The following is a 22,569-nucleotide window of genomic DNA, read 5'->3' as shown; positions in this document are numbered from 1 at the left end:
CAAAACGTAACGATATGTTTATTTAATGCTTTTCTGTCATTCTACGGCGGCGAACATCGTATTGATAACGTCATCAACGCGGAAATGGTCGCTGCCGTGATTACTATACACGATCGTGATTATGAGTGACTGCCCGATAGGGTCAAATTTGGCAAAGAAATCCAGTGATTATTCATCAAAAAGTCAGTAAACGGTACTAGCGTGAACTCAACGCAAAGCAACCCGACCAGTGTCATCACAATGGTGTAAGGCAGCGCCATCACCACCATGCGCCCGTAAGACAGACGGATAAGTGGTGCCAGCGCAGATGTCAGCAGAAACAGAAACGCCGCTTGCCCATTCGGCGTGGCGACAGAGGGCAGGTTGGTGCCGGTATTGATCGCCACGGCGAGCAACTCAAACTGAGGTAACGAAATTTTACCGTTTTCAAAGGCGCTGCGCGCTTCGTTGATATAAACCGAACCAACAAAGACGTTATCCGATATCGATGAGAGCAGGCCATTAAACAGGTAAAACTGCGTCAGTTGTGCACTCTCAGAAGATTGCAGGACGTAATGGATAATTGGTGAAAACAGCTGTTGATCGATAATGACGGCGACGATGGCAAAGAAAACCGTCAGCAGCGCGGTAAACGGCATGGCATCCTGAAACGCTTTACCGATGGCATGTTCTTCGGTCACGCCGCAGAACGTCGTGGCCATAATAATCACGGAAAGGCCAATCAATCCGACCTCAGCCAGATGAAACGCCAGCGCGACAATAAGCCAAACACCAATCACTGCCTGTACGAGTAAACGCACTTTATCCTGCGGCGTGCGCTTTTCTGTCATGTCACGATCGTAATCCTCAAGCACGCGGCGCACGTTGTCCGGCAGATTTACGCCATAGCCGAAGAGTTTAAAACGCTCAACCAGCACGCAGGTCAGGATACCGCAAATAAACACGGGGACGGTGACCGGCGACATGCGCAGGAAGAAGCTGACGAAATCCCAGCCTGCGCTTTTCGCGATAATCAGGTTCTGAGGCTCGCCAACCATCGTCATCACCCCACCCAGTGCGGTGCCGACGCCGGCATGCATGAGCAGGCTACGCAAGAATGCCCGAAACTGCTCCAGCGTACGATGATGTTCCTCGCTGCTTAGTGCGCTGTCGTCGCTGATATCGGCCTCGTCCTCGCGTTGTTGGGAGGCGAAACGGTGGTAAATACCATAAAACCCAATAGCAACGCTGATAACGACGGCAATCACGGTCAGTGCATCAAGGAACGCGGAAAGGAACGCGGCGGCGCCGCAGAAGGCAAGCGACAGCAGCGTCTTTGAATGGATACGCAGCAGCAGTTTGGTAAAGACAAAGAGCAGCAGTTGCTTCATGAAATAGATGCCCGTCACCATAAACACCAGCAGCATGAGGACTTCAATATTCCCTGTAACCTCATGCCACACCTGTTGCGGGCTGGTCATCCCGATGAGGATGGCCTGAAGCGCCAGCAGGCCGCCGGGCTGTAGCGGATAACATTTCAGCGCCATGCCTAGCGTAAAAATAAACTCCACGACCAATAACCAACCGGCCCAAAACGGGCTGACAAAATAGAACAGCAGCGGATTAACCAGCAAGAAGCAAAAAATAGTCAGTTTGTACCAGTCTGGCGCGTATCCCAGGAAATTTTTTAATAGCGCACGGTGGAGGGGCATGTCGATCATAATGGGAGGGGAATCCTTATTCGTTAGAATAGTTTGATGGTTTTCATCATATCGTAAAAACTTTACAAACGGTCAGAAGTCTAGCGTTCTACGTGGTGAGAGGGCGGTTTGCAGTCACAATTTTTCATTGAAATTGTTCGGTGCCTGAGTGCGGCGCTATATCATGATTCTTTCGTCTGGTATTATGGTTCGGCTTTTTTCGGCAATCACCGCTACGGATTATCAAACACATGGTTATAAAGGCGCAAAGTCCGGCTGGATTCGCGGAAGAATACATTATCGAAAGTATATGGAATAACCGCTTTCCTCCCGGCTCTATTTTGCCCGCGGAAAGAGAGCTTTCCGAACTGATCGGCGTAACCCGTACTACTCTGCGCGAAGTGCTTCAGCGCCTGGCTCGCGATGGTTGGCTAACGATACAGCACGGGAAGCCAACAAAAATTAACAATTTTTGGGAAACATCCGGGCTCAATATTCTGGAAACGCTGGCACGACTCGATCACGATAGCGTGCCGCAACTGATCGATAACCTGCTGGCCGTGCGAACCAACATCGCCGCCATCTTTATTCGGACGGCGTTACGGCATAACCCGGAGAAGGTGCGTGATGTGTTGACTCAGGCCAATGCGGTAGACGATAGCGCAGAAGCCTTTGCGCAACTGGATTACAACGTGTTCCGCGGTCTGGCTTTTGCTTCCGGCAATCCAATTTATGGCCTGATTCTGAACGGTTTGAAGGGGTTATATATTCGCGTAGGGCGCTACTATTTTTCCAACCCCGAAGCCCGCAAGCTGGCGGTGAATTTTTACGGTCGGTTGGAAACGTTGCGCAGCGAAGAGCTGTACGATCAGGTAATGGATGTCGTCAGACATTACGGTAAAGAAAGCGGAGCGATCTGGCACAGTATGCAGAGCGCTATCCCACGGGATATCGCAGAAGTACGCCGCTAGGACTCATACCGCGTCGTTGCATTGCTAAACGGAACAGGTGAAAAGGGGATTCAGGTAACAACCTGAATCCCCTTTGTCTTTGGCTGTGTAGCCACGTTCCGCTATGTGGATGCCGTTCCGTTACGCGGCGGGCAGCGTTCAAGCAGCTCAACGCTGCCATCTGCGTTAGCCTGTTCCAGATAGACGTCGAAGCCCCACAGGCGATGGACGTGTTTCAATACTTCCTGACTGCTTTTATCCAGCGGGGCGCGATTGTGCGGAACATAGCGCAGCGTCAGCGCCCGATTACCGCGCAAATCCACATTCCAGACCTGAATATTCGGCTCCAGATGGCTCAGGTTGTACTGTGCGGAGAGTTCCTGCCGGATCAGGCGATAGCCTTCTTCGTCGTGAATCGCCGCGATTTCCAGATAGTTGTTTCGATCGTCGTCCAGCACCGTAAATAGCCGGAAATCACGCATCAGCTTAGGCGACAGGAACTGGCTGATGAAGCTCTCGTCCTTGAAGTTCTGCATCGCAAAATGCAGAGTATCGAGCCAGTCTTTACCGGCAATATCGGGGAACCAGTAACGGTCTTCGTCCGTCGGCGACTGGCAAATGCGCTTGATATCCTGAAACATCGCGAAGCCCAGCGCATAGGGGTTGATTCCGCTGTAATACGGGCTGTTATACGGCGGTTGATAGATCACGTTGGTATGGCTGTGCAGGAATTCCATCATGAAGCGCTCAGTGACCCGGCCTTCATCATAGAGATGGTTCAGAATAGTGTAGTGCCAGAACGTCGCCCAGCCTTCATTCATCACCTGCGTCTGCTTCTGCGGATAGAAATACTGGCTGACTTTCCGCACGATACGCAGAACCTCACGCTGCCAGGGCTCCAGCAGCGGCGCGTTCTTCTCCATAAAATAGAGCAGATTTTCCTGCGGCTCTTGTGGAAAGCGTCTCGCTTGCTCCGGTGCGGCACCCTGTTCACGCCGTGGTAATGTCTTCCAGAGATCGTTAACCTGGCTTTGCAGGTAGGCCTCGCGGCTTTTCTGGCGGGACTTTTCCTCTTCAAGCGAAATTTTTTGCGGACGCTTATAGCGGTCAACGCCGTAATTCATGAGCGCATGGCAGGAATCTAACAGGCGTTCGACTTCGTCCACGCCATAACGCTCTTCGCATTGCGCGATATATTGCCGGGCAAACAGCAGATAATCGACGATGGAGCTGGCATCGGTCCAACTGCGAAACAGGTAATTACCTTTGAAGAATGAGTTGTGTCCGTAGCAGGCATGCGCCATGACCAACGCCTGCATCGGCAGCGTGTTCTCCTCCATCAAATACGCGATACAGGGATCGGAGTTAATGACGATTTCGTACGCCAGCCCCTGCTGCCCGTGTTTGTAGCGCTGTTCGGTTTCGATAAATTTCTTCCCGAACGACCAGTGGGCATAGTTGATCGGCATTCCTATACTGGAATAGGCGTCCATCATTTGTTCTGAGGTGATGACTTCGATCTGATGAGGATAGGTCGACAGACGATACAACTTGGCCACCCGATCAATTTCATCAAGGTAAACCTGCAATAACTCAAACGTCCAGTCCGGTCCATCACTCAGGCGAAGTGTTTTTTTTACCTGATTATCCGTGGATATAGCCATCAGCGCGCCCCCTAATATAGCAAACCGGTACGTGAGATTCCGTTTACTGCCTTCCGGTTGGCCCAGCCAAAAAAACCATCGTTGTTCATTTAGTTATAGCTGAGCTTTGGTGGAGCGGCAATTGAGGAATCGAACGTGTGTGATGGTAAAAGGTTGTCGATAGGGTAGAAAATTCATGCGTATGTACGGGAGGAGAGGGAAGTGCGCTCTCCTGAGAGAGCGCAAAAAATGCAGGCTGGATTAGGGCCGTTGATAGCGTTTTAGGAGTGCCTGAATATCTCTGAGTCGCGAGACGGCGACGGTAGACAGTTTCTCTTTTGAAATTGCACGTTCGAGGGATATACAGTCTTTCCAGAGTGAACGCCCGGCAATGACGCCAGATGCGCCATTTTTTAACGCGCTTTCTACCTGAGGGAGAAACGTTGCGTGATCGACACCCGCCGAGAGGACTGCCCAGGGGATGTTACCGCAGAGCGCGGTAACGTGCGCGCAGGCTTCATCAGATCCGGGATAAGGAATTTTTAAAACCTTTGCGCCTGCCTCGATACAGGCCTGACAGCCTGCTGGAATGAGTTCGGGCAGGAGACGCGTGTAGGTGTCGCGAGATTCATCTTCCAGAGAGTAGGTCAGAAATTCGACGACGAGCAGTAAATCTTCCTGTGCAAAATCCTGTATCACGGTACGAAGTGTTTCAAGGTTACGGGTATTGGCATCCGGTCTGTCCGGACGCAGGTAAATCATCATTTTCCCCCCTGTCGCTCCCCATTCCCTCACTTTGCGCGCCGTGACGCCCTCAACCAGCGTGGAGATCCGATACCCTTCTGGCGTCGTTTCCCAGCCTGACGCATCAAGCCCAATGAGCAGACCGGTATCACGAGGCAAAATGTTGTCATCGATCAGACCGGGTATGGCGCAAATCGGATCAACCAGCACGCATCCTGCCTCTGCCGCCAGATAACGCGTGATGTCATATTTTGTTTTTCCTAATGTTTCATTAGTAATGGCCGCCTGTGCTTCAGGGGTCGATGCTAATAATGTTCGCATCCCGCCACGTTGATCGCAGGCAATAACCATCATTGAGCCCGTTGCATCACAAATTAATTGATATCCCCGGTATTCAGCCGTGGTCATGGTGTTCATCATAATTATCCTCATAAAATTAATATCAATAATCGATTAATCCAGGTTTTTTTTAATCCATTGAATGAGTTCCTGATAATTAATGTCCTTATCCTGATCAACCGTGTAGCACTTACCAATACTCATCGGGTGAGCCTGATGTGCGAGTGCCATTAATTCCGGCAGGTACTCATCACCGGGATGGCCTTTTATTCTTTTATGCACTCTGGCCTGATAACGTTCTGCTACTCGTTCGGGGGAAATTGCATTCCATATTTCAAGTGTGTGGTGGATATCACACGCGGTGATATATTCTTGTAATCGTGATTTTTCGCGAAACCCGAACCAGGCATCAAGAATAGTAGTGCTATTTTTCGGTGCCTGCTGAACGATATTAAACATGGCTTGGTATGCGGCGTACCCTAGCTTTCTGTTTAACGTTCTATCAATCGTGTCACAAAGTTGCACCATGAAAGGCTCTTTTATTTCATCGAGGCTTAACAGCGGGAGATGGAATTCATCCGCAATGACTCGAGCTACCGTACTTTTCCCCGATGCTGGTATACCATTTACTAAAATAAGTTTTTTCATAATACCCCGGCAATGTCATCGGATGTGATGGCGGTTCGAATACGAGAGATCATGTCGTCTTTTTCCAGTAAATTGACGATAGAGGCAATGCCTTCCGTAATATGTGCATCACTGCTAACGCCGCCGAACATAATTAAAATATCCACGGGTTCACTTCCCTGAATAGAGATCGGTGCTTGTAACGTCAGTAAACTGAAACAATTCACCCGCACCCCGCATTCAGGGCGAGCATGTGGAATCGCGATGCCTTCATCAAAAACATAATAAGGACCATATTCCTTCGTGTTTTTTATCACCGCGATGGGATACTCCTCCGTGATAAATTTTGCGTCAATTAATGGTTGTGCGGCACAATAGATTGCGTCTTCCCACGTTTTACATACCACGCCAAGTTGAATACAGTTATGTTGTAACAGGAAGTTTTTTATGCTCATAACGCCTCATATACTTTTACGAATGGTATTTCTGAGTTCATCAATTTTGATAAAAATATCATCAACGCGATGTCGATAATCAGGATGCCCAGAAAATAACTGGATGGCCTGGTTGTATTTAATCATTAACATTTTCTGTGTTTCACTATGGCTCGGATCTTGTACTAAGCGAGATTCCAGTTCTGCTAATTCTTTTTCCATTTCTTTGGCAATGTTGTCATTCACATGACTACGACGATCGGCAGAAAATCCGGAAGATAAAAAACGCCTGAGAAAAGAAAACATAGTGACCCCTTAACCCGTTTGCATAATATTAATGACGACAGACCATCGAAAGGTCATGCGCTATTGCGATAATTTCCGGTTCGCAATAAAGGCAATAAATGCAACGAATGCGACAAACGCAGCGACAAATAACCAATCTTGTTGGAATGCGTGCCCTAATATCAGACCTGTACTGATGACATCAGAATCACTAAAGGTCACACCGGTAAACCCGAAGACTTCCAGTAATGGCACCAGAATGGCGGGTAATAGGGTAATGAAAAGACCATGAACGACGCCTCCGATGATGGCACCACGACGCCCTCCGAGTGCGTTGCCGAAAATACCCGCTGTCCCGCCGGCAAAGAAGTTGGTCAATAACCCCGGCAGAATCATCGCCAGCCCAAACATTGGGAAGATCAGCATTCCCAGAACAGAACCGACGGTGGTAGCAAGAAAGCCGACAATCACGGCGTTGGGCGCGTAAGGGAAGAGCACCGGGCAATCCAGCGCGGGTTTGGCGTTGGGTACCAGACGCATCGCGATACCGCGGAATGCCGGAACTAATTCATTAAGCAACAGACGCACACCGCTGTAGAGAACAAACACCCCTGCGACAAATTGCATGGACTGCATGAAGGAATACATCAGATAGTTAACGCCGTTGGCATATTGCGCGATATAGGCCGGCCCAGCCGCCACGGCCGGGATGAGGTACATCGGTACCATAACCACGGCCATTGACAGGTAGGTATCCTGCAAGAACTTGAAGTTATCGGGTAGCGTTAAATCCTCGGTAGATTTGGAGTTTTTACCGACTACGCGGGCGACAGCAGCCTGTACCAGATACCCGATGGTACAAAAATGCCCGAGTGCCACATCATCAGAATTCGTGATTTTACGTACAATGGGTTGTGCTAGCGCGGGCATCAGCACCGCCATAATGCCGCCAAATATGCCTCCGGTGAGGATCAGTGTTGCGCCGGTTAAACCCGATTTATAGCCGATCACGGTACCGATTGTTGCCATCCACAGCAGGGCTTGCCCGGTCAGGAAGATATATTTAAAGGGAGTAATGCGCGCAATAAGGATGTTGACCGCAAAGATCACCATAAGCGTCAATGCCACTTCTGACCCGAGTTCGCGGTTGGCCAGCCCGGCGATGGCAGCAACATCGGTGATGTAGCCTGTCATGCCAAAACCCTGAGTAAAGATGCTATTCAAATACGTCAGGGTGTCGACGATGATGTTAATCCCCGCCATCATGATGAGGAAACCTAGCAGGGTCTTGAACGTTCCTTCTGCAATTTTGCCGACTGATTTTTTCTGTAGAACCAAACCAATCATGGCGATCAGTGCGATTAATATGGATGCCTGGCCTAATAAATCTTTCACAATGAAATTGATAACGGTGTTCATTTTTCACCTCATGTTATTTATGAGCCTGAATATACGCTAAGATTTTTTCTTCTATTTCGTCTTTGTCGGTCAATTTATTAAGAATGATGATTCTTTTTTTCTCATCCTCATTGGCATCACTAGTCAGAATATCCGCAAATATTTTCTGCGTTAAAATGACGTCATAACGGAAGGCAGAGGCTTCTGAAATCGTGGTGTGATTTATTTCTGCATCAATGCCCAGTTTTTTTAGTACGGATTTGGCACTCATTTCGATAGCGAAACTGGAGCCTAATCCACAGCCGCATACGCAAAGAACTTTCAACATAATAATGGCCTCATATAAGATGATGAGCTTTCGCGAGCTTATAAAAATGACTTTCTACATCGACTAAGCGGCGTTCGGACTCCTCTAAGTCGATGGGAATAGCTTTGTTGTTGTTATTAATAATAATGATTTTATTTGTCAGCCCAGTGTTGATACACCGAACGACTTCCTCTGCTAAAAGGGTGCCCTGAATAATTTCTTCCCCGGTGGGCGCGCCATTTCGTAAACCATATCCCAAAATAGTCTTTCGGATACGGATTCCAATTTTGTGCTCTAGCTTCTTGATAATGGTGTCGATCGCGCCCTGAAAGCCGGGTGTATATTCCTGGGTATAGCCTTCAGAGCATAAAATAATCACGCTGTTCTGTTCTGTAATCTTCTCCCGAATACATTGTGATAACGTATCCATGTCCCAGGGCGATTCTGGAATAAGCGCAATATCAGCATTGCTTTTCAACGCTGCCTGTAATGTTAATTCCCCGCAATAACCGCCCAGCAGTTCAATCATGAATACTCGGCCTTGTAATCCCCGACCCGTATTACGTAACTTTTCTACTTCACTCATTACCTGTTCGCAGGCGGTAGAAAAACCAATTGTGTAGCTATTGCCTGAAATATCATTATCAATCGTCATTCCTACACCGTAGCAATGAACACCGTAGTGGCTGAGCTTCTTGAGGAATTGGAAGGATCCATCTCCTCCAGCCATGATGAGCGCATCGAGTTTTTGTTTTTGTATATTTTTGACGATTTTCTCATAATCAGATTTTCTGCATTTTCCGGCTCTTCTCCCTGACGTCATCAACGGCATTGATGAGATGGAATAATCAACCAGATCGCGGCGAGTAATCGCTTTGCAGCAATTGTCGATAAGGCCATTAATTCCACCATCAAAAATAACGATGTCAGCATCTGTCATTCTGTTCACCTGAAAGATGAAGTTATTTATTCCGCTAACATCGCCGCCACTAATGACTAATCCAATTTTCATCGTTGACCTCTGAAATATGAATAATTATCGTGTGAACACAATGTTATTAAACTGATAAAGCATTTTTTTGATGAATATCGCAATTTTGTATTTAATTACGGGGTTTCGCAGCTTGACAGGGATGAATAGGGATGGGTTTCTGTGATGGTTATCATGATTTTAAAATGTGCGATTGGGCTAACATCTTCATTCATTTGAGTTTTAACATTTTCGTCTTTTTTATCTTTTCTGCCGTTTCTTCCTAAAAAACGAATGCCTATTTTGTGAATGGTTTCACAGTTATTTCGTTACCAACGTCCTGGAGAAGCTTGCTTGAGGTGAGAAGTAACAATAGATAAATGCTATCGTTGAGACGGGTGACAATTCCTTCCCAAATGCTAGAGTAGTCTCCAGTTTCACCTGTTACCTAGTGTTTTATTCCATTAAATAAACAGTTTTCTAGCAGATTAGACGGTCTTTAGCGGAGAGAAAGGGAGAGCGGTAGCATGCGGGTTGTGATTCTGGGAAGTGGCGTAGTTGGCGTGAGTACCGCCTGGTATCTTGCGCAGGCAGGGCATGATGTCACCGTTATCGACAGGCAACCGGAGCCCGCGTTAGAAACCAGCGCCGGTAATGCCGGGCAGATTTCTCCCGGCTATGCTGCGCCCTGGGCGGCGCCGGGAATACCGCTGAAAGCGATCAAATGGATGTTTCAGCGCCATGCGCCGCTGGCTATCCGGCCCGATTTCACGGCCGCGCAGTTGTGCTGGATGTGGCAAATGTTGCTCAATTGCGATGCGCGCCACTATAAGACCAATAAAGCGCGGATGGTGCGTCTGGCGGAGTACAGCCGTGATTGTTTGCAACAGCTGCGGCGAGATACCGGTATTCAGTACGAAGGTCGGCAAGGCGGGACGCTGCAACTGTTCCGTACCGAACAGCAATATGACAATGCAACTCGGGATATCGCCGTGCTGGAAGAAGCTGGCGTGCCATATCAACTGCTGACGCGTCATGAGCTGGCCTCCGTTGAACCTGCGCTGGCGAATGTGGCGGAGAAACTGACCGGCGGGCTGCGCTTACCGCATGATGAGACAGGGGACTGTCAACTGTTCACTCGTCAACTGGCGGTGATGGCTGCCGATGCGGGCGTCACCTTTAAGCTGGGACGTAACGTCCGCCAACTACGGGTGGAAGGCCAAAACGTAACGGGCGTTCAGTGTGATGACGAGATGATCGTGGCGGACGCCTATGTGATGGCCTGCGGTTCCTATTCTACGGGGCTACTGCGCCAGTGGTTCGACATTCCGGTTTATCCGCTGAAAGGCTATTCACTGACGATCCCGCTGGCGGATGATGCCTCCGCGCCAGTTTCTACCGTGCTGGATGAAACCTACAAAGTGGCAATCACGCGTTTCGATCGTCGCATCCGCGTTGGAGGAATGGCTGAGGTGGTGGGCTTCAACACCGATCTGAATCCTAAACGGCGTGAGACGTTGGAGATGGTCGTGCGCGATCTGTATCCCCATTGTGGTCCGATTGAACAAGCGACATTCTGGACGGGGCTGCGTCCGATGACGCCAGACGGCACGCCGCTGGTGGGGCGTTCTCCGCTGAAAAATCTGTATCTGAATACCGGGCATGGCACGTTAGGCTGGACGATGGCCTGCGGGTCAGGAAAGGTACTGGCAGATATTCTGTCGAACAAATCACCGGAGATTGAGACCGATGATTTGTCCGTGGAAAGATACGTGCGTTAGTATCGCTGTGCTGTTTTTGAACTCATTAATGTTTTGAACATCACCGAGATTTTACTCAGTGCGGGGCAGTGATGTAATGCTGCCCTTGTGGTGCCGCGTGAGCAGGCGGGCGCGTATTGCCAACAGTGCGGCACAGAGCATCACCAGCGCCAGCGATATCTTTGATGGCAGAGGGAGCGCCATCGCAATTAACCCCAGCGCCGCACCGCCTGCCATTTGCACGAATCCTACCATCGCCGACGCAATCCCCGCCTCATTCGAATAAGGCTCCAGCGCATAGCTGGTGGAGGGCCCGATCAAAAATGCCAGACCGGCGCAGGCCAGCGCGACGGGCAGCATGTAAGTCGGCCAGGTGTTTTGCAGCGTTTCAGGTAAGAGCACGACACCACCAAGCAGCGAAAGGAAACCCGCGCCCATCAGCAGGCTACCTACAGCGAGACAGCGTGGTCGGCCGACTTTGCGGATAATGCGGTTCGCAAAAAAGCTGACCAGCATGATCCAAAAGCCGTTTGCGCCGAAGGCAATCGAAAATTCAAGCGGCGTCAGCTGTGCTTGATTCATCAGCACCACAGGGGAAAAAGTGACGTAGGTTAACGCCATCCCCATTGCGCCTGCGTTGACTGACGCGAACCCTAGAAAGTGGCGATCGGATAACAGACGTGCGTATTGGCGCAGCGGCAAGCCGTGTACGGGCAGCGTCGAGTCCGGGCGCGTCTCAGGCAGAAAACGGATAACGAGTGCCAGAACCAGAATGCTGTAGCCTGCGAGGAACCAGAAGGGAGCGCGCCAGCCGAAAGCTTCAGCCAACAGACCGCCCAATAGCGGCGCCAGCGCTGGCACAATATTCAGCGTGCCGTTGAGAAAACCATAGGTTCTGGCGGCATCGTCGCCGTTTAGCTTGTCACGGACGCTGCTGAAAATGGCAACGGCGGTGCAGCAGACAGCCATACCCTGAAAAAGGCGTGAAAGAACAAATAGCGTAGCGCTGGTCGCCAGCGCGGCCATGATGGCTCCGATGATATAGATAATCACGCCAGCCAACGCCATCGGGCGACGACCGTACTTGTCGACCAGCGGCCCAGCCAGAAGCTGGCCTAATCCCATGATCAGAATAAACAGAGCGACGGTGGATTGAATCAGCGATTCAGGGCTGTTTAGCGCCACGGCGATGGCAGGAATAAGCGGCAAATAGATGTCGATACCCAGAGGGCCGAGCAGAACCAGGGTCAGTAAAATCAGAACAAATCGTTGCATAACAAAAACAGAAATCTACGTTTTATGGGGTCGATAGGGTAATGCGCACGCGGGCGGAAAGAAAGTGTTATCTTTGTGACATTGTCACGCTAATGTGACGAAAAAGGGCGTTGTAAGGCCGAATGAACGGGGCGGAGTTGTTGTCTGTCAGCGTTCTCCGCCCTGTAGCCAGGTGTGCTTAATCTACTCAGGCCGTTTCAATGCGGGGATAAAAATCATGGTTCTCCCGCTGCATACGCTCGTAGACCTTCCGCAATACGTGATTGGCATCTGCCCGGAAATCCCGGTCATGACCCATCAACTGTGAAGCCGTATTCCAGCGACGGGAAAAGGCATCGTAATCGGCGGCAATGGTTTGCATTTCATCCTGATAATGCTGGCTCATTTTCGTTAACTGTTCATCACCGCTGCGCTGAAGCGAAGGGTAAAGTACGCGATCTTCTGCGGACAGGTGCAATTTGATGGTGGAACTCATGGCGACGATGGCGCGGGCGATGTCAGCGGCATTCTCCGTCACGCCAGCCCGAGATAGCTGGCGCAGGGTATCAATGCTTTCGAGTATCTCGGTGTGCTGGTGTTTGAATTTATCAATGTTCATAAGTGATTCTCTGTGCAGGTATAATGTCATTTATAATACATGCATTTTAAATGCATGTTTATAAAAAAATGCGCAGAGAAAGAAAATCAGCCAGCTAACTGTTGATCATCAATGACTATCATCATCAACGGCTAACAGATAACTGGCTGGGTATGGCTAATGCCCTACGGTTTGTTTACGGAAAAGTTCACGGAAGACAGGGTAGATATCATCCTGATCGCGAATATGCTGCATAGCGAAATTATCGAATGTATCGCGCAGCGTTTCATATTCGCGCCAGAGCGTCTGGTGTGAACGTCGGGTGATCTCAATATAGCTGTAGTAGCGCACCATCGGCAGAAGCTGATTCGCCAGAATCTGGTGGCACAGCGGGGAATCATCAGCCCAGTTATCGCCATCCGACGCCTGTGCCGCATAGATATTCCACTGTGACGGATCGTAGCGCTCGCGTACGACTTCCTCCATCAGCTTTAACGCACTGGAGACAATGGTGCCACCGGTTTCCTGAGAGTAGAAGAACTCTTGTTCATCGACCTCTTTTGCCTGCGTGTGATGGCGAATATAGACAACGTCCACGTTTTTGTAATTTCTGCTGAGGAACAGATACAGCAGAATATAAAAGCGCTTCGCCATGTCTTTTGTCGCCTGATCCATGGAGCCGGATACGTCCATCAAACAAAACATCACGGCCTGGCTCGATGGTTCGGCCCGGCGCTCGTAGTTCTTGTAGCGAAGGTCAAACGTATCGATAAACGGCACGCGTGCAATTTTCTGGCGCAGTTCGGTAATTTCCTGCCGCAGCCGTTCCTCTTCCAGCAATTGTGCGGGCTCGGTATGCGCCAGCTGTTCCAGCGACTCTTCCAGCTCATGCAGCGTCCGGCGTTTACCCGCCGTCATCGCCATACGGCGTGCCAGCGAGTTTTGCAGCGACCGTACTACGCTGATATTGGCGGGAACGCCGTTAGCGGTGTAGCCAGCGCGGTGTGTTTTGTACTCGGTCATCTGCCGATGCTGGGTTTTCTTCAGGTTAGGCAGCGCCAGATCTTCAAACAGCAGATCCAGATATTCGTCTTTGGAGATCTGAAAGACAAACTCATCCTCGCCTTCGCCATCTTTACTGGCATCCCCCTGACCGGAACCACCGCCGCCACCTCCTTGTGGCCGCTCGATTTTGTCGTTCTGTACGAAGTGATCGTTGCCCGGGTGGACGCGGTGGCGGCGTCCTCCACGGCCCTGATGGAACATCGGTTCGTTGATGTCTGCATTGGGGATCGACACTGACTCCCCGCTTTCGATGTCGGTCACCGAACGCTTATTAATGGCCTCGGAAATCGACTGTTTTATTTGCGACTTATAGCGGCGCAAAAAGCGTTGGCGGTTCACCGTGCTTTTGTTTTTGCCGTTTAGCCGTCGATCAATAAAATAGGCCATGTTTCCCCCAAACGCTGTTGCCAGCATCGTGCGTCATTATGATGATTTCCTCACCCGCAGATACCATTCGCACAGCAAACGTACCTGTTTCCGGGTGTAGCCTTTCTCCATCATACGATCGACGAAGTCATCATGTTTTTTCTGTTCATCCGTTGAGGTTTTGGTATTAAACGAAATCACTGGCAGCAGCTCTTCGGTGTTGGAGAACATTTTCTTCTCAATGACCGTGCGCAGTTTTTCATAACTGGTCCAGTTTGGATTCCGGCCGCTATTATTGGCACGGGCGCGCAGGACAAAGTTGACGATCTCGTTACGGAAGTCTTTAGGGTTGCTGATACCCGCAGGCTTCTCGATTTTTTCCAGCTCGGCGTTTAGCGATTCACGGTCAAACAGTTGGCCGGTATCCGGGTCACGGTACTCCTGATCCTGAATCCAGAAATCCGCATAGGTAACATAACGGTCAAAAATGTTCTGGCCGTATTCGGAATAGGATTCGAGATAGGCGGTCTGGATCTCTTTACCGATAAACTCCGCGTATTTCGGCGTCAGATAGCCTTTCAGGTGCTCCAGATACTTCTCTGCCTGCTCTTGTGGGAACTGTTCGCGCTCGATCTGCTGTTCCAGTACGTAGAACAGGTGTACCGGGTTAGCCGCGACTTCACTGTGATCGAAGTTAAAGACACGTGACAGAATCTTGAACGCGAAGCGGGTCGACAGGCCGTTCATCCCTTCATCTACGCCTGCGTAGTCGCGGTACTCCTGATAGGATTTCGCCTTCGGATCGGTATCTTTCAGGCTTTCCCCGTCATAAACCCGCATCTTGGAATAGATGCTGGAGTTTTCGGGGTCTTTCAGGCGCGACAGAATGGAGAAGCGAGCCAGCGTTTCCAGCGTGCCGGGGGCGCAAGGCGCATGCGTCAGCTCACTGTGGTTAAGCAGCTTGTCGTAAATTTTGACCTCTTCGGATACGCGCAGGCAGTACGGCACCTTCACGATATACACACGGTCAAGAAACGCCTCATTGTTCTTGTTGTTACGGAATTGCACCCATTCGGATTCATTGGAGTGCGCCAGAATAATCCCGTTGAACGGCAGGGCAGCAATACCTTCCGTCCCGTTGTAGTTGCCTTCCTGTGTCGCGGTCAGCAACGGGTGGAGCACCTTGATCGGCGCTTTGAACATCTCGACGAATTCCATAATGCCCTGATTCGCACGGCACAATGCGCCAGAGTAACCGTAGGCATCAGGATCGTTCTGGGCATAATGCTCCAGCTTGCGGATATCGACCTTGCCGACCAGCGCTGAAATATCCTGATTGTTCTCATCGCCGGGTTCGGTTTTCGCGATCCCGACCTGCGCCAGAATCGATGGCCATACTTTGACGACTTTGAATTTGGAAATGTCTCCACCAAATTCCTGCAGGCGTTTGGCTGCCCACGGTGACATGATGGTGCCGAGATAGCGCCGTGGAATGGCGTACTCTTTTTCGAGTATTGCGGCATCTTCCAACGGGTTGAACAGGCAGAGCGGGTGATCATTCACCGGACTGCGCTCGCCGTTGGCACTGAGGATGTAAATCGGTACACGTTGCATCAGCGCTTTCAAGCGTTCGGCCAGAGAGGATTTCCCGCCGCCGACCGGCCCCAACAGATACAGGATCTGTTTCTTCTCTTCTAACCCCTGCGCGGCATGTTTCAGGTAAGAAACAATTTGTTCGATGGCCTCTTCCATACCGTAAAATTCTTCAAAAGCCGGATAGCGAGCAATCACCCGGTTCGAGAATAGGCGCGACATTCGTGATTCTTGGGCGGTATCCACCATTACAGGCTCACCGATAGCCGTTAACAATCGTTCAGCGGCGTTCGCATAAGCATTGCGATCCTGCTGACAGATGGTAAGGAATTCCTGCAGAGTGAACTCTTCGTCCTTGGCAGCGTCGTAGCGCTGGCGGTAGTGATCAAATATGTTCATAGCGATGCCCGTCCTTCGTCGATTAGCACAGATTAAGAGAGCGCGTGGAATATATGCCTATTAATGTATTGCCCTCCGAAAGAAGAAATCTCCTGAGTCCAGCAACCCTTATGCCAACTTGTTGCGTCAGGGCGTCGTGATTTTATTCATGCCTGCTGGTCAGGGAGACGTCACCTTCTGTATTAAAGCGTAGTTTGCATCCGTAAAATTTCCTCTAGTCCACAGACGTATTTTTAAGATATTTCAAGGACTCACTTTCAGGAAAATCCGTGTACCATTATAGAGAATAGGCGCTCAGCCTTAAGGACACTGCCTATTACCGACGTTAGCGCACGTAAAACCTATCGAATAGTTAGGTTATTCGTTAAGGTTATTTTTATATAACCTGAACGCGAACGTGTGTAATTGGCTTATCATGTTTCATGATATTTATCTGTAATAGGAAATAGAAAACTGTGAAAAAACCTCAACTATGTATGCTGGCCGCACTGATTTCTGGTGCTGTGCTCCTGCCTTCAGCCTATGCCGCAGATGTCTCTCTGGGCCTTGGCGCTGCGGGTTCAACGTCTGTATACCGTGGTGTTGATAATGACGTTTATCCGCTTCCTGTACTGAATTATGAAAGTGAAAATTTTTATTTCCGCGGGCTGGGTGGTGGATACTACCTGTGGAATGACGGCGCAAATCGTCTCTCTTTAACGGCTTACTACCTGCCTTTAGGGTTTAAACCGGGAGATAGCGACGATCTGCGTATGAAGCAGTTAGATAAACGCCGCGGTACGCTGATGGCGGGCGCGGCCTACCGTCATATCGCCGACTGGGGCGAAATCCGTACCGTACTGGCAGGCGACACGCTGGATTACAGCAACGGTTTTGCGTGGGATACCGCTTACCTTTACCGTTTCTCAATGGGCGATTTGAGCATCACCCCAGGTATTGGTGCGACCTGGTTTAGTGAAAACATGAACCAGTATTACTACGGCGTGAGTGCGCAAGAATCTGCGCGTTCTGGTTTTAACCAATACAGCCCTGGTGATGGCTGGGCGCCGTACCTTGAACTGAGCGCCGGTTATCAGATTAACCAAAGCTGGAGTGCCTGGGCGGTGGGTCGTTACACGCGTTTGTCTGACGAAATGAAGGACAGCCCGATTGTCGATAGTAACCACAGCATTTTAATGAGCGCAGGTGTCAGCTATCGCTTCTGATGCTTTTCGTGAGCATGGTGCATTTGCCGTACAATAATGGGGTGATATCACCCCATTTGCACGTTTATGGTGCGCAGAATGCCATGTTAGGTTGACGACAAACACGTTACGTTGACGGTAAACAAGGGAGAAGCGCGTGACAAAAACGATTCGTTTTCCAGATGACACCTGCGTACCGGCGATCGGTCAGGGAACATGGTACATGGGTGAAGATGCCCGAATGAAGGCGCAGGAAGTGACGGCGCTGCAAGCGGGGATCGACCTTGGGTTAACGTTGATTGATACGGCCGAAATGTATGCGGACGGCAGGGCGGAAGGTGTGGTCGGTGAAGCAATACGCGGCCGTCGTGACAGCGTTTATCTGGTGTCTAAAGTCTACCCGCACAATGCGGGAGGCGAGAAGGCGATACAGGCGTGTGAACGCAGCCTGAAGCGGCTGCAAACGGAGCGTATCGATCTGTATCTGTTGCACTGGCGTGGTGGCATCCCGTTAGTGGATACGATCGCTGCAATGGAACGATTGCAGCAGGCGGGTAAAATCGGCCAGTGGGGCGTTTCCAACCTTGATCTTGAGGACATGCAGGAGCTGTGGTCGCTGAACGGCGGACAACGCTGTATGACCAATCAGGTGCTTTACCATTTGGCATCGCGCGGTATTGAGTTTGATTTGCTGCCGTGGTGTCAGCAACAGCAGCTTCCCATCATGGCATATTGTCCGCTGGCGCAGGCTGGGCGTCTCCGTGACGGGTTATTCTCGCATCCGGTAGTGAAGCGCATTGCGCACGAACAGAGCATCACGCCTGCTCAGCTATTATTGGCGTGGGCTATTCGTCAGCCGGGTGTGATCGCGATTCCTAAAGCAAGTTCTGTCACGCATGTTCAGGAAAATGCGCAAGCACTGGACGTGCTGTTGTCTGATGAAGATATTGCGCAGTTAGATCAGGCCTTCCCTCCGCCGACGCGCAAACAGCATCTGGATGTGGTGTAGTGGAGGCGAAAGGATTGGCAGAATAGGTGTATGGCGAAATCGCCATACACCTTAATAGTTTGGATATCGCTATAGCGGTGATTATTTCTTGATGCGGATAACCGTTGCCAAACGCGCTGGCGCGTTGGCGGATGCGACAAACGGTTGATTAATTCGTGCAGTTTCCACGCACACGAACGTTTTATAGCCCTCATCGGTCATATCGCTAATCGTACGAGAGAGTTCTGCACCTGGGTTCCATGACACGACATCGCTATGGTGCGTATGGTGTACTTCGATGCTGCGTTTCTGGGCTGCGTCATGTACTACGCTGGTATCCTGTGGCTGGGTATAGATGCGGTCTGTACGGTCGGTAAAGACCAGATCGCCTTGCTGTGTAGACAGCTTGCCCTGATTCACCTTATCAATGAATGACTCACCCAGACCGGTAATACGGATATCGCTGATGTCGCCGATGTTGAAATAGGTGTGCAGCGCGCTGGTAATGCTGTAATCACCCTGTGCTTCCAATTCAATGCCACATTCTTTGCCCAGCTTGAAGCGGGCGATGAGCGTAAACGCATGCGGCCAGCTCTTCCGTGTTTCTTCATTGTCTTGCAGCGTGAACGTGAGCTGCACACCGTGCTCATCTTCGCTGTGGGCGGTAAATTCCCACGGCAGCAGACGGGCGAAACCATGGTTAGGATCGGCGAAAGGACCAAACCAAGGGAAACAGATCGGTACACCGCCGCGAATCGCCACGTGATGAGTAAACGGCGTATTGTCGCTTAGCCAGAGTACCGGCTCTTCATTGGTCGGTTGCCAACTGAGTAAGTGCGCCCCTTGTAACGCTACTGCCGCCCGCACTTCAGGATGGTCAACGACGACGATGGGGAGTTGGTCCAACTGACGCTGGCTGAGAGTGGCGCTAATTTGTTTTGTGACGGGGAGTGAGAACATTGTGTTATGCATGATAGTGCCTTTTTTTGATTGTTTTTCGTGGTAAAAAGAAATCTGCAATAAACAATAAAAAAGGGCGACATCACGTCGCCCTTTTTTCACCGAATCATCGCTGAAGCTTATTTAGAGATGTGAGCGATCAGATCCAGAACTTTGTTTGAGTAACCTGTTTCGTTATCGTACCAGGAAACCAGTTTCACAAAGTTGTCGCTCAGAGCGATACCAGCTTTAGCATCGAATACGGAAGTCAGTTTTTCACCGTTGAAATCGGTAGAAACCACTTCGTCTTCGGTGTAGCCCAGAACGCCTTTCAGCTCGCCTTCAGAAGCGGCTTTGATTGCTGCGCAGATTTCTTTGTAAGAAGCTGGTTTTTCCAGACGTGCAGTCAGGTCAACAACAGAAACGTTCGGAGTAGGAACGCGGAACGCCATACCAGTCAGTTTGCCGTTCAGCTCAGGAATCACTTTACCTACTGCTTTAGCAGCACCGGTAGAAGATGGGATGATGTTCTGTGCTGCGCCGCGGCCGCCGCGCCAGTCTTTGTGAGACGGGCCATCAACGGTTTTCTGCGTTGCAGTGGTTGCGTGAACGGTGGTCATCAGTGCTTCAACGATACCGAAGTTGTCGTTGATAACTTTTGCCAGCGGAGCCAGGCAGTTGGTGGTGCAAGAGGCGTTAGAAACGATTTCCTGACCTGCGTAAGTTTTGTGGTTTACGCCCATAACGAACATCGGGGTGTCATCTTTAGATGGACCAGTCAGAACGACTTTCTTCGCGCCAGCAGCGATGTGCTTACGTGCAGTTTCGTCAGTCAGGAACAGGCCAGTTGCTTCAGCAACGACATCAACGTTAACTTCGTTCCACTTCAGGTTTGCAGGATCGCGCTCTGCGGTAACACGAATGGTTTTGCCGTTAACAACCAGGTGGCCATCTTTAACTTCAACGGTGCCGTTGAAACGACCATGAGTTGAGTCGTACTTCAGCATATACGCCATGTAATCAGCGTCCAACAGGTCGTTGATTGCAACGATCTCGATGTCAGAACGTTCTTGCGCAGCGCGGAAAACAATACGGCCGATACGGCCAAAACCGTTGATACCTACTTTGATAGTCATATATTCCACCAGCTATGGGTTTGTGAATAAAAGGTTGGTTGTAAAATTACAAAAACCTTGCTGAGCGTCAAGCGGAATCGTGTCAATAGTTGCTGTAAGTCAAACCTATGACCAATCTTTGTGCGAAAACCGCCTGAGCCTGTAACTAAGTAACATCTAAGACTGATATGAGGGCGGAATGCATCATATAAAGCCTGTGTTATCTCAATATGTGACATTCATCACAATTAAATGTTCATGCTAATAACATTCCTAATATTAGGCCAGAACGGCCTGTTAGGTTGTTAATTTTTTGTTATAATCAATGATTAATTGAATTGATAACACCCGCTGTGAGACTTCCATGACTAACGACTCTGCTTCGCGTACCCCGTCCGATAATACTGAACTGACAGAGATGCAGCGCTATGTCACCCAGCAACGCGGTACGGAGCCTGCATTTTCAGGCAAACTGCTGCATAACAAGCGCACCGGCGTTTATCACTGCCTGTGCTGCCAGGCCCCGCTGTTTTACTCCGACAGCAAATATGACTCCGGCTGTGGCTGGCCGAGCTTCGATCAGCCTGTCTCCTCAGAAGCGATCCGCTATCTGGAAGATGATTCACACAATATGCGCCGTATCGAGATCCGCTGTGGGCAGTGTGATGCGCATCTGGGCCACGTTTTCCCTGATGGCCCGAAAACCACGGGCGAACGCTACTGTGTAAATTCTGCCTCGCTGAGCTTCATTGATGACGTTGATGGCGAGCGCGTTGACGGGTAATCTGTGTGTGATGAATAGGGCAGTGGCAGGCTGATACTGTATAGCTTTAAACGATTCAGCTACTAAGTGCTCTTGCTAGTACAGGTCTCCCTGTCAATAACAGAACTCAGTAAGAATAACTCTGACCTTTTTCGGAGCAGAAACCGGATATGGAACTCAATGATCTGATCGACGCCATGACGCCAGAAATTTACCAGCGGTTAGTCACGGCGGTAGAGCTGGGCAAATGGCCAGACGGTGTCGCGTTGACGGCTGAACAGAAAGAAAACTGCCTGCAAATGGTGATGATGTGGCAGGCTCGCCATAACGAACAGGCTGAACACATGACGATTGGCACTGATGGTGAAATCGTGATGAAGAGCAAGCAGGAGCTGAAGCGTGAGTTTAACATCGCTGACGCGATCGTTACGCTGAAGCCCGATGCCTAACGTGTAAGCAGGCAGCCTTATTGGCTGCCGTGATGCTGGGCGACAGTGAAGATAGTTAGTGCGCTGAAGACAGCGTGGCAAGAAACTGCGTCATATCCGTCAGTATCGCCCCACGCTGCACCATTTCCCGCAATGCAGAGTCGCTGTCGTCGGGCAAAAGGTTAACCCCGCGACAGCCGTCCACCAAGACTTCGGTGTGATAACCCAGCGCAATGGCATCCAACACGCTGAACTTAACGCAATAATCTGTTGCCAGTCCCAAAATGGTCAAATGGGTGATGTGGTTGGCGTGTAGCCACGCATCCAATTCAGTTTTAAGCCGATGTCCGTTATCGAAAAAAGCGCTATAGCTATCGATCTCTGGCTGAGTCCCTTTTTGTACGATCCATTGAATGGCCGACTGATTAAGTGCTGGATGAAAATCAGCGCCGGTGGTTCCCTGCACGCAGTGAACGGGCCACCAGATCTGCGGCCATCCGTTTAACTCACCGATTTCTCCGACCTTGGTATTCGCATTAACGGCAAAGCTACCGTGATTATCGGGGTGCCAATCCTGGCTGGCGATTACGGTAACGCCAGCGGCCACACAGGCCTCAATTGCACGGTTTGCAACCGCAACAACGCGATCGCCTTCATGAACGGCCAATGCCCCGCCGGGACAAAAATCATTTTGTAAATCAACTAATAGCAATGCTTTTTTCATTACGACTCCGTGATTAA

Annotated in this window: 22 protein-coding genes; 6 read left to right on the top strand and 16 right to left on the bottom strand. The window is 50.2% G+C overall.

What is annotated here, in order from left to right; all coding sequences use genetic code 11:
- Positions 1-119: 119 nt before the first annotated feature.
- A complete protein-coding gene (gene nhaB / locus WCT94_RS14705) occupies positions 120-1,700 on the bottom strand; it encodes a sodium/proton antiporter NhaB (RefSeq protein ID WP_442955491.1) in 1,581 nt (526 codons plus the stop codon).
- Between the two features lie 230 nt (positions 1,701-1,930).
- On the opposite strand from nhaB, the gene fadR reads away from it, so the two are divergent.
- A complete protein-coding gene (fadR, locus tag WCT94_RS14700; protein WP_256541893.1) occupies positions 1,931-2,650 on the top strand; it encodes a fatty acid metabolism transcriptional regulator FadR in 720 nt (239 codons plus the stop codon).
- A gap of 101 nt (positions 2,651-2,751) precedes the next feature.
- Here the strand turns inward: fadR and WCT94_RS14695 are convergent, their stop codons facing one another.
- The 8 genes from WCT94_RS14695 to WCT94_RS14660 form a co-directional block, all read right to left on the bottom strand.
- Positions 2,752-4,293: a SpoVR family protein gene (locus tag WCT94_RS14695; RefSeq protein ID WP_181828480.1), complete on the bottom strand. Its 1,542-nt coding sequence runs from the start codon at positions 4,291-4,293 to the stop codon at positions 2,752-2,754.
- 240 nt (positions 4,294-4,533) lie between these two features.
- Complete coding sequence (locus tag WCT94_RS14690) at positions 4,534-5,433, bottom strand: tagatose-bisphosphate aldolase (RefSeq protein WP_336870166.1); 900 nt, start codon at positions 5,431-5,433, stop codon at positions 4,534-4,536.
- Between the two features lie 36 nt (positions 5,434-5,469).
- Positions 5,470-6,003, bottom strand: coding sequence for an AAA family ATPase (locus tag WCT94_RS14685; RefSeq protein ID WP_336870149.1), 534 nt, complete (start codon positions 6,001-6,003; stop codon positions 5,470-5,472).
- The gene (locus WCT94_RS14680) at positions 6,000-6,437 is read right to left on the bottom strand and encodes a PTS sugar transporter subunit IIA (RefSeq protein WP_336870148.1); all 438 of its coding nucleotides are present in this window, start codon (positions 6,435-6,437) and stop codon (positions 6,000-6,002) included. Before WCT94_RS14680 ends, WCT94_RS14685 begins: the two co-directional genes overlap by 4 nt.
- A gap of 6 nt (positions 6,438-6,443) precedes the next feature.
- The gene (locus WCT94_RS14675; RefSeq protein ID WP_336870147.1) at positions 6,444-6,722 is read right to left on the bottom strand and encodes a hypothetical protein; all 279 of its coding nucleotides are present in this window, start codon (positions 6,720-6,722) and stop codon (positions 6,444-6,446) included.
- A gap of 60 nt (positions 6,723-6,782) precedes the next feature.
- Positions 6,783-8,120: a PTS sugar transporter subunit IIC gene (locus WCT94_RS14670; protein ID WP_336870146.1), complete on the bottom strand. Its 1,338-nt coding sequence runs from the start codon at positions 8,118-8,120 to the stop codon at positions 6,783-6,785.
- A gap of 13 nt (positions 8,121-8,133) precedes the next feature.
- Positions 8,134-8,427 (bottom strand): PTS sugar transporter subunit IIB, encoded by a 294-nt coding sequence (locus WCT94_RS14665; protein WP_015840189.1) that lies wholly within the window; start codon positions 8,425-8,427, stop codon positions 8,134-8,136.
- 10 nt (positions 8,428-8,437) lie between these two features.
- On the bottom strand, positions 8,438-9,418 hold the full coding sequence (locus tag WCT94_RS14660) for a 6-phosphofructokinase (RefSeq protein WP_336870145.1): 981 nt from the start codon (positions 9,416-9,418) through the stop codon (positions 8,438-8,440).
- A gap of 485 nt (positions 9,419-9,903) precedes the next feature.
- On the opposite strand from WCT94_RS14660, the gene WCT94_RS14655 reads away from it, so the two are divergent.
- On the top strand, positions 9,904-11,157 hold the full coding sequence (locus WCT94_RS14655) for a D-amino acid dehydrogenase (RefSeq protein WP_336870143.1): 1,254 nt from the start codon (positions 9,904-9,906) through the stop codon (positions 11,155-11,157).
- 51 nt (positions 11,158-11,208) lie between these two features.
- On the opposite strand, the gene WCT94_RS14650 is transcribed toward WCT94_RS14655, so the two are convergent.
- The 4 genes from WCT94_RS14650 to yeaG all read right to left on the bottom strand — a co-directional run bounded on the left by WCT94_RS14650 (position 11,209) and on the right by yeaG (position 16,411).
- The gene (locus WCT94_RS14650; protein ID WP_336870142.1) at positions 11,209-12,411 is read right to left on the bottom strand and encodes a multidrug effflux MFS transporter; all 1,203 of its coding nucleotides are present in this window, start codon (positions 12,409-12,411) and stop codon (positions 11,209-11,211) included.
- A 187-nt stretch (positions 12,412-12,598) separates the two neighbouring features.
- Positions 12,599-13,009: a hemerythrin domain-containing protein gene (locus WCT94_RS14645; protein WP_336870141.1), complete on the bottom strand. Its 411-nt coding sequence runs from the start codon at positions 13,007-13,009 to the stop codon at positions 12,599-12,601.
- A 156-nt stretch (positions 13,010-13,165) separates the two neighbouring features.
- Positions 13,166-14,440 carry a YeaH/YhbH family protein gene (locus WCT94_RS14640; RefSeq protein ID WP_180741079.1) on the bottom strand — a complete coding sequence of 425 codons (1,275 nt, stop codon included), beginning with the start codon at positions 14,438-14,440 and terminating at the stop codon, positions 13,166-13,168.
- 36 nt (positions 14,441-14,476) lie between these two features.
- On the bottom strand, positions 14,477-16,411 hold the full coding sequence (gene yeaG / locus WCT94_RS14635; protein WP_336870140.1) for a protein kinase YeaG: 1,935 nt from the start codon (positions 16,409-16,411) through the stop codon (positions 14,477-14,479).
- 455 nt (positions 16,412-16,866) lie between these two features.
- Here yeaG and WCT94_RS14630 point away from each other — a divergent pair, with 455 nt between their 5' ends.
- Positions 16,867-17,616, top strand: coding sequence for a MipA/OmpV family protein (locus WCT94_RS14630; protein WP_015840196.1), 750 nt, complete (start codon positions 16,867-16,869; stop codon positions 17,614-17,616).
- 136 nt (positions 17,617-17,752) lie between these two features.
- Entirely contained in the window at positions 17,753-18,604 is an 852-nt protein-coding gene (locus tag WCT94_RS14625) for an aldo/keto reductase (protein ID WP_336870139.1), read from the top strand.
- Positions 18,605-18,685: 81 nt separating this feature from the next.
- On the opposite strand, the gene WCT94_RS14620 is transcribed toward WCT94_RS14625, so the two are convergent.
- Together WCT94_RS14620 and gapA are read right to left on the bottom strand one after the other, a co-directional pair.
- Complete coding sequence (locus tag WCT94_RS14620; RefSeq protein WP_336870138.1) at positions 18,686-19,555, bottom strand: D-hexose-6-phosphate mutarotase; 870 nt, start codon at positions 19,553-19,555, stop codon at positions 18,686-18,688.
- Positions 19,556-19,662: 107 nt separating this feature from the next.
- Positions 19,663-20,658 carry a glyceraldehyde-3-phosphate dehydrogenase gene (gene gapA / locus WCT94_RS14615; protein ID WP_167494469.1) on the bottom strand — a complete coding sequence of 332 codons (996 nt, stop codon included), beginning with the start codon at positions 20,656-20,658 and terminating at the stop codon, positions 19,663-19,665.
- Positions 20,659-21,001: 343 nt separating this feature from the next.
- On the opposite strand from gapA, the gene msrB reads away from it, so the two are divergent.
- Positions 21,002-21,421: a peptide-methionine (R)-S-oxide reductase MsrB gene (msrB, locus tag WCT94_RS14610; RefSeq protein WP_277518302.1), complete on the top strand. Its 420-nt coding sequence runs from the start codon at positions 21,002-21,004 to the stop codon at positions 21,419-21,421.
- A 149-nt stretch (positions 21,422-21,570) separates the two neighbouring features.
- Positions 21,571-21,849, top strand: coding sequence for a YeaC family protein (locus WCT94_RS14605; RefSeq protein ID WP_336870137.1), 279 nt, complete (start codon positions 21,571-21,573; stop codon positions 21,847-21,849).
- Between the two features lie 55 nt (positions 21,850-21,904).
- Here the strand turns inward: WCT94_RS14605 and pncA are convergent, their stop codons facing one another.
- Positions 21,905-22,552: a bifunctional nicotinamidase/pyrazinamidase gene (gene pncA / locus WCT94_RS14600; RefSeq protein ID WP_336870136.1), complete on the bottom strand. Its 648-nt coding sequence runs from the start codon at positions 22,550-22,552 to the stop codon at positions 21,905-21,907.
- Between the last annotated feature and the right edge of the window lie 17 nt (positions 22,553-22,569).

The organism is Pectobacterium sp. 1950-15 (genome assembly GCF_037136835.1).
Lineage (GTDB): Bacteria > Pseudomonadota > Gammaproteobacteria > Enterobacterales > Enterobacteriaceae > Pectobacterium.
This window is presented reverse-complemented; position numbering and strand designations above follow the sequence as displayed.